Below are 15,953 nucleotides of genomic sequence, written 5' to 3' on the forward strand. Positions count from 1 at the left end.
TTAAGTCGAGAGCTAAATGGGTTCTATAAAACCAAAAGGCCGCATTAATGCGGCCTTTTGGTTTTTAGTAACTAAGTAGTTCGTTTAATTTAATGGTAAATTAACCAAAGAAATCTTTTGCTTTATCTACCCAACTTTTATTTTTTGGGCTATGTTTGCCAGAATCCGCTTGGGTGCTAGTTTCAAATTCACGTAGCAAGTCTTTTTGTTTTTCAGTTAATTTCACTGGCGTTTCAACAATGACATGTACCATTAAATCGCCACTTTCAGATTGGCGTAGCGGTTTAATGCCTTTGCCTCGTAACCTGAATACACCACCTGTTTGCGTTTCTGCTGGAATTTTCATTTTGGCAGAGCCGCCTAAAGTTGGCACTTCAATCTCGCCACCTAATGCCGCAGTGCTAAAGCTAATTGGCATTTCGCAATGTAAGTTTCCGCCTTCGCGTTGGAAAATATTGTGCTCTTTTAGATGAATTACAACATATAGATCACCTGTTGGGCCGCCATTTACGCCTCCCTCACCTTCGCCGCTTAGACGAATTCTATCGCCTTCGTCCACGCCAGCTGGAATTTTCACAGAAAGTGTTTTGTTTTGTTTGGTTCTACCTGCGCCGCTACAGGTTGGGCAAGGCTCTTTGACCATTTTGCCGTTACCGTGACATTTTGGACAGGTTTGCTGTACCGAGAAAAAGCCTTGTTGCATACGCACTTGACCGTGGCCAGCACAGGTTGTACAAGTCACAGGCTGCGTGCCAGGGCGTGCACCTGAACCTTTACAGGTTTCACAAGTAGATTGCACTGGAATACGAATTTTAGACTCGGTTCCTTTTGCGGCATCTTCAAGTGAGATTTCCATGTTGTAGCGTAAGTCCGCACCGCGATAAACGTTATTGCGTTGTCCGCCAGCACGACCGCCACCGAAAATGTCGCCAAAAATATCACCAAAGGCATCACCGAAACCTGCGCCACCAAATCCACCTGCACCGCCACCTTGCTCTACGCCCGCATGACCATACTGGTCGTAAGCTGCACGCTTTTGGTCATCAGAAAGCATCTCATAAGCTTCTTTAGCTTCTTTAAAGTGCTCTTCTGCATTTGGGTTGTCAGGATTACGATCTGGGTGGTGCTTCATCGCAAGTTTACGATAAGACTTTTTAATCTCTTCTTCTGAAGCGTCTTTATTAACGCCCAATATTTCGTAATAATCTCTTTTAGTAGCCATAATTCAGTCAGTATTCAGTTGTTGTTAGCGGGGTGTTGATAGCGAAAAGTCGTTAGCATCATTTTGTGATGCTAACGACTATAAGCTAAAGACTAAAAATTGTGAATTAGTCTTTTTTCACTTCTTCAAACTCTGCATCTACCACGTCACCATCCACTGTTTTTTCAGTTTCTTGGCTCGGTTGAGCGCTTTGTGTGTTGGCTTCCGCTTGTTCAGCAGCGTAGACTTTTTCACCTAGTTTTTGTGATGCTTCAGTCAAGACTGCTGTTTTAGCTTCAATCGCGTCTTTATCATCTGATTGCAGCACTTCTTCAACACCTTTAATAGCTGCTTCAATGGCTTCTTTTTCAGCAGCATCCAATTTATCGCCATGCTCAGACAATGATTTTTTCACACTATGTACCATGCCATCAGCTGCATTGCGGGCATCAACTAACTCACGATATTTCTTATCTTCATCTGCATATTTAATCGCATCTTCTTCCATTTGCTGAATTTCAGCTTCAGACAAACCAGAGTTCGCTTTAATGGTAATTTTATTTTCTTTACCAGTCGCTTTATCTTTAGCAGATACATGCAAAATACCGTTGGCATCAATATCAAATGTCACTTCAATTTGTGGCATACCACGTGGTGCTGGAGGAATGTCACTTAAGTTGAATTGACCAAGCGATTTATTGGCAGCCGCTTTTTCACGTTCACCTTGCAACACTTGAATCGTCACTGCATTTTGATTGTCATCCGCAGTAGAGAACGTTTGTGATGCTTTGGTTGGAATGGTCGTGTTTTTCTTAATCACTTTAGTCATCACGCCACCAAGTGTTTCAATACCTAGTGATAATGGTGTTACATCAAGCAACAACACATCTTTAACATCACCTTTTAACACGCCACCTTGAATTGCTGCACCAACAGCTACCGCTTCATCAGGGTTAACGTCTTTACGTGGCTCTTTACCAAAAATCTCTTTCACTTTCTCTTGCACTTTTGGCATGCGGCTTTGACCACCAACCAAAATCACGTCGGTAATATCGTCAATTGAAACGCCTGCATCTTTAATGGCCATGCGGCATGGTGCCATTGTGCGTTCAATCAAATCTTCAACTAAGCTTTCTAATTTTGCACGCGTAATTTTTACTACTAAGTGTTTAGGACCAGTTGCATCTGCTGTAATGTATGGCAAGTTCACTTCAGTTTGTGTAGCGCCAGAAAGCTCGATTTTTGCTTTCTCAGCCGCCTCTTTCAAACGTTGTTTTGCCAATAAATCATTACGTAGGTCTAAACCACCGTTTTCTTTTTTGAACTCATCTGCCAAAAAGTCGATTAAACGGTTATCAAAGTCTTCACCACCTAAGAATGTGTCACCGTTGGTTGAAAGTACTTCAAATTGATGTTCGCCATCAATGCTTGAAATCTCAATGATAGACACGTCAAATGTACCGCCGCCCAAGTCATACACGGCAATTTTACGATCACCTTCTTGTTTATCTAAACCAAAGGCTAATGCAGCAGCAGTTGGCTCATTGATAATACGTTTAACATCTAAACCTGCGATACGACCTGCATCTTTAGTCGCTTGACGTTGGCTATCGTTAAAGTAAGCAGGCACCGTAATAACCGCTTCTGTCACTTCTTCACCTAAGTAGTCTTCAGCAGTTTTCTTCATTTTGCGTAAAACTTCAGCAGAAATTTGCGGTGGCGCCATTTTCACGCCACGAATTTCCACCCATGCATCGCCGTTATCCGCTTTTGCGATGGTGTACGGCATTAAACCGATGTCTTTTTGTACTTCTTTTTCGTCAAAACGACGACCAATCAAACGTTTAACTGCGTATAGCGTATTTTTAGGGTTAGTCACCGCTTGGCGTTTTGCTGGCGCGCCAGCCAAAATCTCACCATCTTCTTGATATGCAATAATTGAAGGTGTAGTGCGTGTACCTTCAGCATTTTCAATCACGCGAGGTTTGCCACCTTCCATCACAGCTACGCAAGAGTTCGTTGTACCTAAGTCAATACCAATAATTTTTCCCATAATTCCTATTCCTTTTTCTACTCATTAATTTGCTGCATTACTTTGTGTAATCAGCGGTGTTAAATTTTTACCTTGAAGCTATTGTGGTGATTGTTTTTGTTATTTCAAGTGTCTGAGATTGCTAGATTTAATTAAGATTTTGATTTAATTAAAAATATAGCTTAATTTTTTAATCAATTACTTAGCTACCATTACCAAAGCAGGGCGCAATACGCGGTCATTCAGCGTATAACCTTTTTGCAATACTGTTGTCACGGTATTAGGCTCGCCACTATTTTCTAACATGCTAATGGCTTGATGTTTGTTAGGGTCAAATTTCTCGCCTAATGGATTAATTTCAGTAATATTGAATTTATCAAACACAGAAGCTAACTGATTGGTCGTGATTTGCACACCATCCTTATAGCTTTGCACGTCAGCAGCTTCAATAAGCAAGGCTGCATCTAAGCTATCTTTCACTGCAAGTAACTCATTTGAGAATTTTTCTAAAGCAAACTTGCGTGCCTTTTCAATATCATCCATCGCGCGGCGGCGAATATTTTCACCATCAGCTTTAACGTATAAAACCGCGGCTTGAGCTTCTTTAAGCTGAGCTTCTAGTTCACCAATACGATCATCTAATGAGCCAGCAGCGCCACTTTGTTGTAAATCTTCTTCAGCTAGCATATTGTCTTCTTGTGTGTTTTCAGTCATGAATTATTCCTAATTATTTATCAGTAATTATTAAAACAATATTCATATAATGGAGATGCTTTATCAAATCTCAAGCATTTGACTGAAATTTTCTTGAATTTAAAAAGGCTGGGGTGTTCATCGCCTCACTAGATCTTTTATAAAACTGGCGGAGGGGCTTGGTTACGGACCTTGTAACGATCGTACATCCATAAGTACTGCTCAGGACATTGTTTAATCGTATGTTCAATTTCCGTATTCAATAAAGCTGGCGTAGCAATAGCGCCAGCTTCTAATGCACGAATATGGATGTTGTAGCCGCGACCAAAACTTAAGCGCTCACCAAAAGCCATAAAAACCTGCGCGCCAGTTTTTTGGGCTAATTTTGAGGCAAGTGTCATTGTGTAGGCGGCACGACCAAAAAATGGAACCCATTCTCCTTCGCCTTCATAAGGGGCTTGGTCCGGTAGAATTCCAACGGCTTCACCACGTTTAAGTGCTTGCAATAGATGTTTAACGCCTTGGGCATTAGCTGGAGCTAAATGAATTAGCCCACGCTCACGGCCGTTGGTTATGAGCGGTAATAACCATTTTTGGCGTGGTGGGCGATAAAGTACCGCCATAGGATGTTGTGAGCCATAGTAAAGGGATGTGATTTCAAAGCAACCTAAATGCGGCGTGAGAAATATAATACCTTTGCCTGCTTTAAGTGCTTGCTCAACCGCAACCCAACCAAACACCGCCTTTACCCAATTGGTAACTTTGTTTTGAGGTTTAAACCAAATGGCGAAAGTTTCAAGGGCACCTTTACTGTTTTCAAGTGTGCTTTTAAACAATAGTTTATTTAAATCATTATCGCCGGAAGTTAATCCACATTGCTTAAGGTTACGTATCGCATGATCACGATGATCTTTATTAAATATATAGCTCATTAAACCAAGTATCACACCAAGCCCATGAATGATTGGCAGTGGCAAAAATCTCAATAGTTTTAGGCTGCTTATAGCCAATAATATGAAATTACTTTTAAGTGTTGATTTTAATGAATTCATTCGAAATCGCATTTAATGCGTTAAGTTGTATGGTAGCTGTGAGTTACAATAACACAAGTTTTCAGCACGACATTATCTCGTGTATATTATGTTGTAAAAGCGGTAGTGTGTTATTAGGTACTTATTGAAAAGTATACTGCTACATTTAGGATTTGAGTATAGGCTAAGAATGCGAGAGTTGAAGATGATGAATGCAATCAAAACTTTTGACTTGAGTCATTGGAGTGGCCCAGTTGATTCCTCAATTAGCGATCAAGCTATTGAAGCTTTAGAGCATGGAAGTGTTATTGCGTTACCAATGCTTGCTTTTACTTTTTTACCTGAAGAGCAGCGATTTCTTTCTACAGACTGGTCTGATAAACAGTCTAAAAATATTGCATTAAGAGCTAGTGGAGAATTGAAAGGTGCTGTTGGAAGTGTGGCCGACATGGCGGCTCTGAAAGCGGTGGTCCAGCGTTATGCTAAACAGTCTCATGAACTTGTCGCCATGCTATTTCCTAGTTATGTTCCAAATTTAACAGTGGCTAATACTAGTTTTAGACCATTTGAAGTAGAAACACGTACGAGCTCATATCGTAAAGACGATACACGCCTGCATGCTGATGCTTTTCCCTCGAATGCTACGCAAGCACTTGATTACTCAGAGTATTTGATAATGTTAATCCCTATGGTAAACCGCGTGTTTGGGGAGTGGGGGAGCCTTTTGAAAAAATGGCAGACTCGTTTCTGCCTAAAACAAGCTCGCTACTACCTATGCAAGGTTGGTTAATGAAGCAATTGCACATTACTAAAAAAATGCGCACCGAATATGATCGTCGTATGTTGCAATTACACGATTTAGTCAAAGCCGACATCCATTATCAGCAACACTCACCACAGCAAAGTGTGAATTTTATGCCAGGAGCGACATGTATTGTTTACTCTGATTAAGCGCTACACGCTGCAATGGCAGGTCAATTTATGATTGAACAAACTTTCTCTTTTCCTGTTTGCGCGCTAAAGTGGCCAGAAAAAGCACCTCTGAAAGTGTTAGAGAGAATGCTGAATAAACCATTGTCAAACTTCCCTCTGATAAATTAAGGCTCATTCTTGAATATTCTCATCGTAAAACTCTCATCTTTAGGGGATGTGTTGCATAATTTACCGATTGTTTGGGATTTGCGCAGACAATATCCTGATGCCAATATTGATTGGGTGGTAGAAGAGGGTTACGTAAGTCTAATTGAGCCTTTGCGGACTGGGACAGAATTTAAAGGCATTGATCGTATTATTCCGTTAGGGTTTCGACGCTGGAAGAAAAGTCTATTTAACAAAAAAACACGCTCGGAAATTAGCGCATTTCGTCGAGAGCTTCGGTTAGTGAGCTATGACTTAGTCATTGAAACACAAGGGTTAATAAAGTCCGCAGTGGTCAGTCGATTGGCAAGGCGTAATTTAGGTGGGTCAATTACCGGGCTTGGTAATGCGACAGAAGGCTCTGGTTATGAGCCGATGGCGCGATGGTTTTATACGCGTTGTGTGCAAGTTCCCAAGCAATGTCATGCTGTAGAGCGCTCGCGTTTAGTAGCCGCAGAAGCGATAAACTCTTCCACTACATTGGGGATACCTCAATTCTACCCACAGGTATTTGTGGATACTCTTGCTAAAAAAAATCAAGAAATCAGTGCTGACTTTAATGGGCCATACATTTTGTTTTTTCATGCAACTGCACGTACAGCTAAAACGTGGAATGAAGACAATTGGATTAAAACTGGTCAACACCTAGCTAGAATAGGCTGCCGAGTCATTTTACCTTGGGGCAATTTAGCAGAAAAAACGGTAAGTGAGAGATTATGTCAGCAAATTCCAAATGCTGTCGTACCAAAGGCTTTCAATTTAACGCAGGCTTTCTCTATTGTGGCTGGTGCAGAGATGGTCATTGGGGTTGATACAGGACTTACCCATCTTTCAGCAATAATGTGTAAGCCTACCATTGAGCTTTATTGCGATTCTCCACGTTGGAAGACCGAGGGTTTTTGGAGTGAAAAAATTAAAAATCTAGGTGATATTGCTCAGCCACCAAGTGTGCAGCAAGTGTTGACTGCTATTCAACAGATACTACCTCAATATCAATCTTAATTAGTCGCCTAAATGCCTGAATCACGCGTTTAGTATCTAGTGTATCTAAGCATTGGCTATGACTATTGTTGTGGTCATTGCAGCCAGCTTTATGGCAGGGTACGCACTCGCCACGGCCTTGAAGTAGCATCACATTACTCACAATTTGATATTCTGAAAAGTATCGTTGCCAAGGACTTTTGTTTTCATGATAGCCAAGTGGCCACGGCGCCCATTTTACTGGGTTGGTGGGCCCGAAAATAGCTAACGTAGGGGTGCCGCAAGCAGCAGCGAGGTGGGTCGTGGCGGTATCTGGACCGACATATGCAGCAGCATGATTTAAAAGTGAACTCATTTCTGCAAAACTAGTTTTTCCAGCTAAGCTCGTTACAAAACCAGTGGCACTCTCTACAAAATGTTCAGTAAGTTGCTGAGCATAATTTTGCTCAGCAATTGCCGGGCCGCCAGTAATAATGACGCGCTGACCTAAATTTAATAGTTGTTGTATTAAGGCAATCCATCCACTGTCTGTCCAGCGCTTATACTGCCACATTGGTAACGGGTGGATGATGGTATAAGTTGTTTCAGTTAAATTAAAGTTTAATAATTGATTCAGACGCGTAATCGAATCAGTTGAGCCAAGTTTGGGAGGTGTTAACGCATATTGTCTTTCAATGCCCATCAGGTCGGCTAGCAATAAGTTTTGAGCTACGGTATGCGTGTTGTTTTCGTCCAGTAAACTCCAGCGCATACAAGATAACTTCTTCCACCAATGTTTCTTTTTCAGGTTTGGAATTAGGCCAACACGTTTTTTCCCTGCTAAAAAAGCATATTGATGTGCTCTATCATTGCCTTGCGTAGTGACTGCGAGGTCATATTTTCTAAATATTCTTTTCAATAATTTAAGATAAGCGCTAAAGGTGGGGTGGTTGTCGCTTTCTATTACATTGTTGCAGTCAGAGTTACCCATTAATATGCCGCTGGTATTGCGATAGACCAAAACGTCAATAACGGCATCAGGCCAAGCCATTCGCATGGATTTAAGTAAAGGTGTAGCTAACAACACGTCACCAATTTGCTGAGTGGCGATGAGTAATATTTTTTTTGGAGGAGTTTTATCGTTAAACATGCTTTAAATGAATTTTTGTTTCATTTTACTTAGCCATAATTTAAATTTAAATTTAAACGTATCTCTTGGAATGACGAGAGGACCATTCCAGACTTCACCTCTGCGCAAATAATGCTTGGTGAAAACATTAGAACTGATGCCCCATTTGCGCAAAAACAAATGACTGCCATTTTTTTTAAAAGTAAGCTTTCCAGTAGATTTAGACATGAAATGGTAAACACGACTTTTGCCTACGCCCTTAAAGTCTCGCACACCAAACTCCCAAAGTTTCATTGAAAAATCAGGGTCAGAATACATCCCTGGAGAAAAATCCGTGCTGTAGCCGCCTACCAAATCCCATAGCATGGTTGGAAGTACGCTAGGTGGCCATGTGGCGCCATTCCAGTCTGCCTTTGTAGGAGAGGCGAAGTTTTCGAGCAGCGCATTTTCGTTAAAATTCTCAGGGTTGCTGCCAAAATCAAACGGCGCAATTGCACATTTATTACCTGATGCTCGAGGTTCTATCATTGTGCAAGATAAGAAATAGTAAGGTGAAGTCTGTTTTTTTACCTCTTCATACAGCCAAAAATCCCAATCTGGGCAAGCGTACATATCGTCATTAAAATAAACCAGTAAATCGCTTGTGGCTAAGGTGCGTGCTAAATTCATGGCATAACAAATACCAATATTTTCTACTGAGTAAGTGAAGTCCAACCCTTGTTCTTTCACCCAAGATAACGAACCATCTGCACCCTCATTTAGATGCACAATAATCTGATGTGAGTAACGTGAGTTTTTTCTAAGACTATCAATACATGTTTTTAAAAATGCTAAATTATTCCAGCTAGGAATAATGATTGAGAACACTGCATCAGTATCATTAATAGTGACTCGATGCTTGCTAACAGTGGGCGCTTTAGATAGAAAGGTTGATTGCATTAACTTTTTTTAATTAAAAAATAGAGTTGTAAATATTTATAGTAGGTTGTTTCTGCATTATTAACAGCCAGCATAAAACCTTGAGCGCCATCTAAAAACCCTAAACGAATAATATAAGTTCGAATGAATGCCCAAGCGCCATGGCCAATAGCGCCTAATAAGCTGGCACGTTTGTTTCTAGCGTGAAGCTCTTTCGCACCTAGCATCGCGTAACGTTGCATTTTATCAAGCACTTCATCTAAATTTTGATAACTAAGATGAAGTATGGATTGCTTTAAATACCCAGTTGGTGCTGTAAAAGCTAAACTTTCATGCACTAAGTGATTGCTGAACGATGCACTACCGCGCTTAAAGAGTCGCGCTACATAATCTGGCCGCCAACCAGAGTGATGAATGAACCGACCACAAAAGCTGGATAATCTAGGTATAAAATATACGTCAAATTCTGAAGACTTTAACACTTGTTGAATTTCCTTCAGCAATGCAGCGTCCGCGCGTTCATCAGCATCTAAAGATAGCACCCAGTCTTTTGTTGCGTATGCTAAGGCGCGGTTTTTTTGAATGCCAAAGCCTTGCCAGTCTGACGAAGTGTAAACGTTAGGAGTAAATTCGCGAGCAATATTAAGTGTTTCGTCAGTACTGCCTGAGTCTAATATAATAATTTCATCTGCCCAAGCTACAGAGGTTAAGCAATCACGAATATCATGCGCTTCATTCTTGGTGATAATGATGACTGAAAGGCTAGGGCTTTTAACGGTGCTCATCATTATTGCCAAGCAAAATCACCCTTTACGCGGGTGCCATGCATTGTCATTGCATACTCTTTTAGCTCATTTTCTAACCATTGTTTTTTCTGGCGAGTTTTCTTAATTTTATTTAGTTTGCGTGTGAGCCAGCTTTGTTTAAGTAAGCGATAGTTGTAGCGGTAGCCTAAACCATCTTTTTCAGATAAACCGCGCTCTTGCTTCATCGCACTCTGGGTAATTGAGCCAAAATGATGCAACCAAGCTGCCCCAGTCATGGCGCCAGCAATATTAGCTTTGGCCAGCTCGTTAAAAAAAATTGTGTCTTCAAACCCTAATAATTTCGGGATGGGCTGAAAATAGCCAACCTCTAACCAAACAGATTCATGAACGGCCAAACAAACCGCATGATGTCCGCCGACTCGCAAAGCATCATGCATTTTTACATGTGATTGCTGAGAAAATTCGTCAAGATCATAATCAAGAGGGTTATCCGCACTTGAGTTATTGTTAATAGGTCCTTCAATCAATGAGGGTGAAATTATCTTTAGATTATTTTTTTCAGCCGTCTCAATTAAATTTTCAATCCAATTTTCAGTCACAATAACATCATTGTTCATAATAACCGTCCACTCAGCTTGCAAAGCAAGTGCACCTTGATTCCACGCCGTACCGCAACCAAGATTAGATTTATTGAATATATGTCCACCTAACGGTAACGATTCAAGGTAAGTGCGTGTGCTGTCGGTAGATGCATTGTCTACAACAACTAATCGACTTAGATCTAGTCCGTGTTTAATCATACTTTCAACACACATTTTCGTGTATTCAACTTGGTTGTAACAAGCAAAGGTGATTGCGTATTTTCGAGGGTTCATATTATTTGGCTATTTAAGAGCATAGCGTCTTGTGATTTATAAAATAGAATTTGACCGCAAAATATGGCAAGCATTAAGCCGTAAAATGAAGCTGAGTAGCGTAAATTGAGTATTTCCATACTTAAGCTACTAACAAACTGACAGCTTAAAAAAGCTAGTGCAAGAAAGGCGGTATCTCGTAATTTCTTATTTTCACTTCGAAGAATACGCATAAAAAATATCGCAGGTACAAAAAATAACGCCAACGTAGATATTAACCCCCAAACACCTGATCGGACCATATTTGCAGTGATGTCGTTGTGAAATCCTGCTGTTAGTGCGGTCATTTTAGTTGGTAACACAGCAAAATCTAAGGCGGGGTCGTTAATGACACTTTCAAAGCCACCATCACCCCAGCCACTCATTGGCTTTTTCTCGAGTAAGAAAACTGCAATGCGGGCGAAAGATATTCTAGCACCAACTGAAGTGTCAGCATTTTGGTCATTCCAGTGGTAGTTTAGAATTTCCTTAGAAGCAATTTCCGCTCGCTGATGCACTGTATCTGACAAAAGGTAACTTGAAATGATGACTGTGATTATTCCGATTCCAGCCATTAATTTTTTTAAATGAGAAAATTTTGCCTGATCAAAATATAACCAGAGTAAACCGATAATTGGTACAGCTAGCCAGCCAGTTCTACTACCAGATGCAATAGATAAATAAACGCCAGTACAAAATCCAATCAATTTATACGTAGTAAGTAGTTTAGAGTTGTTAGAATGCAATTTTATTGAGATTAAGCTCATCAACCCAAATGTGAGGCTTAAACTACCAAACTCTAGTGGGTCTATAGCTTGAGTAGATAAGCGATTGGCTCCCCAAAATAAATTCGGATGTATGAGTATGTTGGTTAGTGCAAGTAAAGTTACTATTGGAAATGCGTAACTCATTAACTCAACCACGCGAGGGCTGTTTTTTAACATCGCCCACAATATAAAAATGCAAATCATAATGTGCAGTGGGCTATCGTAATATGCCCAAGAAAACTGCCCTCTAAAAACTTGGCCTAGCAAGATTGCAATAAATGGTAAAGCAAAGGTAATTGATAGCAACTTAATATCGAATGCATTTTTATATGCATATGCTGACTGGCGAATGCTGTTTAAATTTTTTAAAAAAACATAAATTGCTAATAATGCACATACGGCCACAATTCGTGTCATCCAACCAGAAACCGTAAGCAAAAATATTGGTGAAATCGTTAGGCTGAGGATAAAGAGCTGCTCAGAATATGGTTTCTTTATTAAGGTGAGTGAGTTAAACATAAGAGGGTTAATTTGTTTCTTTGCGCGTATTTGAATATACAATGCTGGCGATAGAGCAATATGCCCCAATCTTTAGTGTGCTACCTTCATCGTTATCATGAACAATTGGCATGCCGTAGCTTGCGGTGCCAATTATATAATGAGGATAGCGCTTTTTAAATTTTTCTTGTTGCCGCACAAAGCTTTGCAACTGACTTTTTCCAGTTTTAGGGCCAGTTAAGTAGGCCCAAAGTTTTTTTAAATTATTTTTAAACATTATCGCCGTATTCTATGCTCTTGGTTCTTAATTTTAATTTAGCTTTGATTTAATGATTATGCCTTAATTTTAATTATTTGTTCAGTTATCCGCTATTAGATGCCACCATTCGTTTGACGATAAGCCCTGCATTGAGGATAATTGAGGCAGTTCATTAATTTCTGGTCTTATATAAAATGAAGCAATCCCATATAGAAGTTGCCGAGCGTATTATTGAGGTTAGTCGCCCTACGCGTTCTGCATATTTAAATCGTTTAGATGAAATTGCTAATCGTCAGCGTGGTGCAGATCGCTTAGGTTGCGCCAATGTGGCGCATGCCTTTGCGGCGATGCCTGCGAATGATAAATTGCGTGTGGTGGTAGAAAAAGCACCTAACATCGGCATTGTCACTGCTTACAATGAAATGCTTTCTGCGCATCAGCCTTATGTCAATTACCCTAATATTATTCGTGATGAAGCTCATAAACTCGGAGCTACAGTGCAGGTTGCGGGTGGTGTGCCTGCCATGTGCGATGGTATTACGCAGGGTGAGCCAGGTATGGAGATGTCATTATTCAGCCGTGATGTGATTGCGATGAGTACTGCAATTGCGCTTTCACATGATGTATTTGATGCCGCAATGTTGCTAGGCGTGTGCGATAAAATCGTACCAGGTTTGCTAATCGGTGCCCTGAAATTTGGGCATTTGCCTTGTATATTTGTGCCTGCAGGACCGATGAGTACAGGTTTAGATAACACGGCTAAATCAAAAGTGCGTGAAAAGTATGCACAAGGTTTGGTCGGGCGTGATGAGTTATTAGCTTCAGAGTCTGCTGCCTATCATGGCGCAGGTACTTGCACATTCTATGGCACAGCAAATAGTAATCAAATGTTGCTAGAAGCTATGGGCTTGCATGTGCCTGGTGCGGCATTCATTCACCCAGCAGATGGTATGCGTGAAGATTTAACGCGTGAAGCTGTTAAATTGGTATTAGATAAGACGAAACCACAAAACTTTACTCCAATTGGTCGTCTAGTTGATGAACATGTGATTGTGAATGCGATGGTGGCTTTATTGGCTACTGGTGGTTCAACCAACCATCTTATTCACTGGGTAGCTGTTGCACGCGCAGCAGGTATTATTATTGACTGGACAGACTTTTACCATTTAGCTAAAACAACACCGTTATTGGCAAGTGTTTACCCAAATGGCAAAGCCGATGTTAATCAGTTCCAAGAGGCTGGCGGCCCAGGTTTCGTGATACGAGAGTTGATTGAGGGAGGCTATATGTTCCCTGACGTATTTACCGTAACTAAAGGTGGCTTACATGACTTTGGCAAAAAGCCAGTAAAAGAAGATGGTAAACTCGTGTGGAAGTCATATCCTGAAGAAAGTGGTGATGAAACTATTGTACGTACTGTTGAACATCCATTTAGCGAAACGGGTGGTTTACGCTTACTTAAAGGTAATTTAGGCCGTAGTGTCATTAAAATCTCAGCTGTGCCTGCCGACCGCCATATTATCGAGGCGCCAGCGATTGTATTTGATGCTCAAGAAGAATTGTTAGAAGCGTTTGACCGTGGTGAACTAGAAAAAGACTTTATTGCAGTAGTGCGTTTCCAAGGCCCTAAGGCGAATGGTATGCCAGAGTTACATAAACTCACCCCTCCGCTAGCCGTTTTGCAAAACAAAGGCTTTATGGTAGCAATTGTGACGGATGGTCGTATGAGTGGTGCATCAGGCAAAATTCCAGCGGCTATTCATTTAACACCAGAGGCATCAGCAGGTGGCCCTTTAGCTAAGGTGCGTACTGGCGATATTATTCGTTTAAATGCAACGGTTGGCATGGTAAACGTGCTGGTAGATGAAGATGAATGGGCCGAGCGTGAAGTAGAAGAGCTTTCTGATACTAAGCGACATAGCAATGCACATGGTTTTGGCCGTGAATTGTTTGGTGGAATGCGTAGAAATGTGCTTTCAGCTGAAGAAGGCGCCGTTACTTGGCTATAAAATTTGCAAATCAACTGATTACGTAGTTCTATTTCGCTTGCCGTACTATTTATACTGTCTGAGCTCCAGCGCCTAGTTATCAGTTGATTATCAAATTTTAATTAACGCCTTTAGATTTTTGATGTCGTTTTCCCCGATTTTTTTGTAAATAATGAAACGTGTGGGAATCCATGTTGGATTTAATTTGAAGTTAAATTCAAAGAACAAATTATTTTTAATTAACTAGGTAAAAGAAACATGAATACATTAGATTTAGCCAAACAAGGCCCAGTTATTCCAGTGATTGTCATTAACAACGTTGAAGACGCTGTGCCTATGGCTGAAGCATTGCTTGAAGGTGGTATTCGCGTATTGGAAGTGACTTTGCGTTCTTCTTGCGCTTTGCAAGCCATGGAGCAAATTGCTAAACACGTACCAGATGCGATTATGGGTTCTGGTACAGTGCGTAATTTAAAGGATGCGCAAGCTTCGCTTGATGTAGGTTGTAAATTTGCTGTAAGCCCAGGCTACACAAGTGAACTAGGTCAATTTGCGCGTAAAATTGGTTTGTCATTATTGCCTGGCGTTTCTACAGGTTCTGAAATTATGATGGCAAATGCTGATGATTACTACTTTCTGAAATTGTTCCCAGCAGTAGCTGTGGGTGGTATTAACTTGCTCAAAGGTTTTTCTGGTCCATTTGGTGACGTTAAATTCTGTCCTACAGGTGGGGTCACAGTTGAATCTGCACCACAGTTTTTAGCATTACCAAACGTAGTGGTGTGCGGTGGTACATGGTTAACACCAGCAGATGCCGTAGCACGTAAAGATTGGGCGCATATTACAAAGCTAGCTAAAGAAGCCAGTGCCATTAAAGCCGCATAAGTTATTTTAGATATATAAAAAGGGCTGGGCAATCGCCTAGCCCTTTTTTATTTAATAGATTAGATGGGCTAATTTTAGGAATATTTTTTGAAAATTGATATTACAAAATATAAAACTATCGTATTTGATTGTGATGGTGTAGTACTTGATTCTAATGTGCTCAAGACGGAGGCTTATTTTCGTACCGCAAAGAAACTGGGTGCAACAGATGCTCAAGCTCAAGCACTAGTAGACTACCACGTGAGTCTTGGTGGTATTTCGCGCTACCATAAGTTTGATTATTACATACGTGAAATTCTGTTACAGCCTGTTACTGAAACAGCCATTCAAGCTTTATTAGATGATTTTAGCAAAGAGTTAGAAACTGGCTTAATGCAGTGTGACTTGGCAAAGGGCATATTTGACTTACGCGCAGCTACCCCCAATGCTAATTGGTTGATACTTTCAGGTGGAGATCAACAAGAAATCCGCACCCTGTTCGCGAAAAGAAAGTTAGATCACATGTTTGATGGCGGTTTGTTTGGTAGTCCAGATAATAAAGATGAAGTGCTAGCGCGCGAGATTGCAAATGCTAATATTCAACTACCCGCCTTGTTTTTAGGGGATAGCAAATACGACTTTGAATCTGCAAATCGTGCGGGCTTAGATTTTATTTTCTTAAGTGATTGGACAGAAGTGCCTGATTGGCAGGAGTTTTGTGCAACTCATCAATTAACTATACTGAGAAATATTGCACAATTAGTCAGTTTCGGTGGCAATGCTAAATAACTTCAAGTCGTTTTAGTTAATTTGTCT

The 15,953-nt window shown here is 40.7% G+C and carries 15 protein-coding genes and 1 pseudogene; 6 read left to right on the top strand and 10 right to left on the bottom strand.

Annotated elements, in window-relative coordinates:
- Positions 1 to 100 precede the first annotated feature (100 nt).
- From dnaJ to PSU78_RS01720, 4 genes are all read right to left on the bottom strand, one after another.
- Positions 101 to 1,222 carry a molecular chaperone DnaJ gene (gene dnaJ, locus PSU78_RS01705; RefSeq protein ID WP_300383278.1) on the bottom strand — a complete coding sequence of 374 codons (1,122 nt, stop codon included), beginning with the start codon at positions 1,220 to 1,222 and terminating at the stop codon, positions 101 to 103.
- Positions 1,223 to 1,328: 106 nt separating this feature from the next.
- Positions 1,329 to 3,254 (bottom strand): molecular chaperone DnaK, encoded by a 1,926-nt coding sequence (gene dnaK, locus PSU78_RS01710; RefSeq protein WP_300383281.1) that lies wholly within the window; start codon positions 3,252 to 3,254, stop codon positions 1,329 to 1,331.
- 177 nt (positions 3,255 to 3,431) lie between these two features.
- Complete coding sequence (gene grpE / locus PSU78_RS01715) at positions 3,432 to 3,947, bottom strand: nucleotide exchange factor GrpE (RefSeq protein ID WP_300383284.1); 516 nt, start codon at positions 3,945 to 3,947, stop codon at positions 3,432 to 3,434.
- 137 nt (positions 3,948 to 4,084) lie between these two features.
- Positions 4,085 to 4,978, bottom strand: a complete 894-nt coding sequence (locus PSU78_RS01720) for a lysophospholipid acyltransferase family protein (RefSeq protein WP_300383287.1) — start codon at positions 4,976 to 4,978, stop codon at positions 4,085 to 4,087.
- A gap of 184 nt (positions 4,979 to 5,162) precedes the next feature.
- On the opposite strand from PSU78_RS01720, the gene PSU78_RS01725 reads away from it, so the two are divergent.
- The 3 genes and pseudogenes from PSU78_RS01725 (at position 5,163) to waaC (ending at position 7,096) form a co-directional block, all read left to right on the top strand.
- On the top strand, positions 5,163 to 5,747 hold the full coding sequence (locus PSU78_RS01725) for a Kdo hydroxylase family protein (protein WP_300383290.1): 585 nt from the start codon (positions 5,163 to 5,165) through the stop codon (positions 5,745 to 5,747).
- Positions 5,669 to 6,058 (top strand): annotated as a pseudogene (locus tag PSU78_RS01730) (Kdo hydroxylase family protein). Before PSU78_RS01725 ends, PSU78_RS01730 begins: the two are co-directional and overlap by 79 nt.
- Before the next feature lie 9 nt (positions 6,059 to 6,067).
- Positions 6,068 to 7,096 carry a lipopolysaccharide heptosyltransferase I gene (waaC, locus tag PSU78_RS01735; protein ID WP_300383293.1) on the top strand — a complete coding sequence of 343 codons (1,029 nt, stop codon included), beginning with the start codon at positions 6,068 to 6,070 and terminating at the stop codon, positions 7,094 to 7,096.
- Here waaC and PSU78_RS01740 read toward each other — a convergent pair.
- Genes PSU78_RS01740 through PSU78_RS01765 form a run of 6 tightly spaced genes read right to left on the bottom strand, consistent with a single transcriptional unit; the run spans position 7,062 to position 12,303 of the window.
- Complete coding sequence (locus PSU78_RS01740) at positions 7,062 to 8,204, bottom strand: glycosyltransferase family 9 protein (protein ID WP_300383296.1); 1,143 nt, start codon at positions 8,202 to 8,204, stop codon at positions 7,062 to 7,064. The genes waaC and PSU78_RS01740 overlap by 35 nt on opposite strands.
- 3 nt (positions 8,205 to 8,207) lie before the next feature.
- Complete coding sequence (locus PSU78_RS01745; RefSeq protein ID WP_300383300.1) at positions 8,208 to 9,122, bottom strand: glycosyltransferase; 915 nt, start codon at positions 9,120 to 9,122, stop codon at positions 8,208 to 8,210.
- Positions 9,122 to 9,886, bottom strand: coding sequence for a glycosyltransferase family 2 protein (locus tag PSU78_RS01750; RefSeq protein WP_300383303.1), 765 nt, complete (start codon positions 9,884 to 9,886; stop codon positions 9,122 to 9,124). The genes PSU78_RS01745 and PSU78_RS01750 overlap by 1 nt, the downstream gene beginning before the upstream one ends.
- Positions 9,887 to 9,888: 2 nt before the next feature.
- Entirely contained in the window at positions 9,889 to 10,743 is an 855-nt protein-coding gene (locus PSU78_RS01755; protein ID WP_300383306.1) for a glycosyltransferase, read from the bottom strand.
- On the bottom strand, positions 10,740 to 12,047 hold the full coding sequence (locus PSU78_RS01760) for an O-antigen ligase (protein WP_300383309.1): 1,308 nt from the start codon (positions 12,045 to 12,047) through the stop codon (positions 10,740 to 10,742). The genes PSU78_RS01755 and PSU78_RS01760 overlap by 4 nt, the downstream gene beginning before the upstream one ends.
- 7 nt (positions 12,048 to 12,054) lie before the next feature.
- A complete protein-coding gene (locus tag PSU78_RS01765; protein WP_300383312.1) occupies positions 12,055 to 12,303 on the bottom strand; it encodes a hypothetical protein in 249 nt (82 codons plus the stop codon).
- 176 nt (positions 12,304 to 12,479) lie between these two features.
- Between PSU78_RS01765 and edd the strand changes: the two genes are divergently transcribed.
- The 3 genes from edd (at position 12,480) to PSU78_RS01780 (ending at position 15,926) form a co-directional block, all read left to right on the top strand.
- Entirely contained in the window at positions 12,480 to 14,294 is a 1,815-nt protein-coding gene (gene edd / locus PSU78_RS01770; RefSeq protein WP_300383315.1) for a phosphogluconate dehydratase, read from the top strand.
- Between the two features lie 237 nt (positions 14,295 to 14,531).
- Complete coding sequence (eda, locus tag PSU78_RS01775) at positions 14,532 to 15,158, top strand: bifunctional 4-hydroxy-2-oxoglutarate aldolase/2-dehydro-3-deoxy-phosphogluconate aldolase (RefSeq protein WP_300383318.1); 627 nt, start codon at positions 14,532 to 14,534, stop codon at positions 15,156 to 15,158.
- Positions 15,159 to 15,245: 87 nt separating this feature from the next.
- The gene (locus PSU78_RS01780) at positions 15,246 to 15,926 is read left to right on the top strand and encodes an HAD family hydrolase (protein ID WP_300383321.1); all 681 of its coding nucleotides are present in this window, start codon (positions 15,246 to 15,248) and stop codon (positions 15,924 to 15,926) included.
- Positions 15,927 to 15,953: the final 27 nt, after the last annotated feature.

The organism is Methylotenera sp. (genome assembly GCF_029945705.1).
Classification (GTDB): Bacteria; Pseudomonadota; Gammaproteobacteria; order Burkholderiales; family Methylophilaceae; genus Methylotenera.

Coding starts and splice junctions, on each gene's coding strand:
- PSU78_RS01745 (WP_300383300.1), bottom strand. CDS start 9,122: ATGCAATCAACCTTTCTATCTAAAGCGCCCACTGTTAGCAAGCATCGA.
- PSU78_RS01750 (WP_300383303.1), bottom strand. CDS start 9,886: ATGAGCACCGTTAAAAGCCCTAGCCTTTCAGTCATCATTATCACCAAG.
- eda (WP_300383318.1), top strand. CDS start 14,532: ATGAATACATTAGATTTAGCCAAACAAGGCCCAGTTATTCCAGTGATT.
- PSU78_RS01725 (WP_300383290.1), top strand. CDS start 5,163: ATGATGAATGCAATCAAAACTTTTGACTTGAGTCATTGGAGTGGCCCA.
- PSU78_RS01740 (WP_300383296.1), bottom strand. CDS start 8,204: ATGTTTAACGATAAAACTCCTCCAAAAAAAATATTACTCATCGCCACT.
- dnaJ (WP_300383278.1), bottom strand. CDS start 1,222: ATGGCTACTAAAAGAGATTATTACGAAATATTGGGCGTTAATAAAGAC.
- dnaK (WP_300383281.1), bottom strand. CDS start 3,254: ATGGGAAAAATTATTGGTATTGACTTAGGTACAACGAACTCTTGCGTA.
- grpE (WP_300383284.1), bottom strand. CDS start 3,947: ATGACTGAAAACACACAAGAAGACAATATGCTAGCTGAAGAAGATTTA.
- PSU78_RS01720 (WP_300383287.1), bottom strand. CDS start 4,978: ATGAATTCATTAAAATCAACACTTAAAAGTAATTTCATATTATTGGCT.
- PSU78_RS01765 (WP_300383312.1), bottom strand. CDS start 12,303: ATGTTTAAAAATAATTTAAAAAAACTTTGGGCCTACTTAACTGGCCCT.
- edd (WP_300383315.1), top strand. CDS start 12,480: ATGAAGCAATCCCATATAGAAGTTGCCGAGCGTATTATTGAGGTTAGT.
- PSU78_RS01760 (WP_300383309.1), bottom strand. CDS start 12,047: ATGTTTAACTCACTCACCTTAATAAAGAAACCATATTCTGAGCAGCTC.
- PSU78_RS01755 (WP_300383306.1), bottom strand. CDS start 10,743: ATGAACCCTCGAAAATACGCAATCACCTTTGCTTGTTACAACCAAGTT.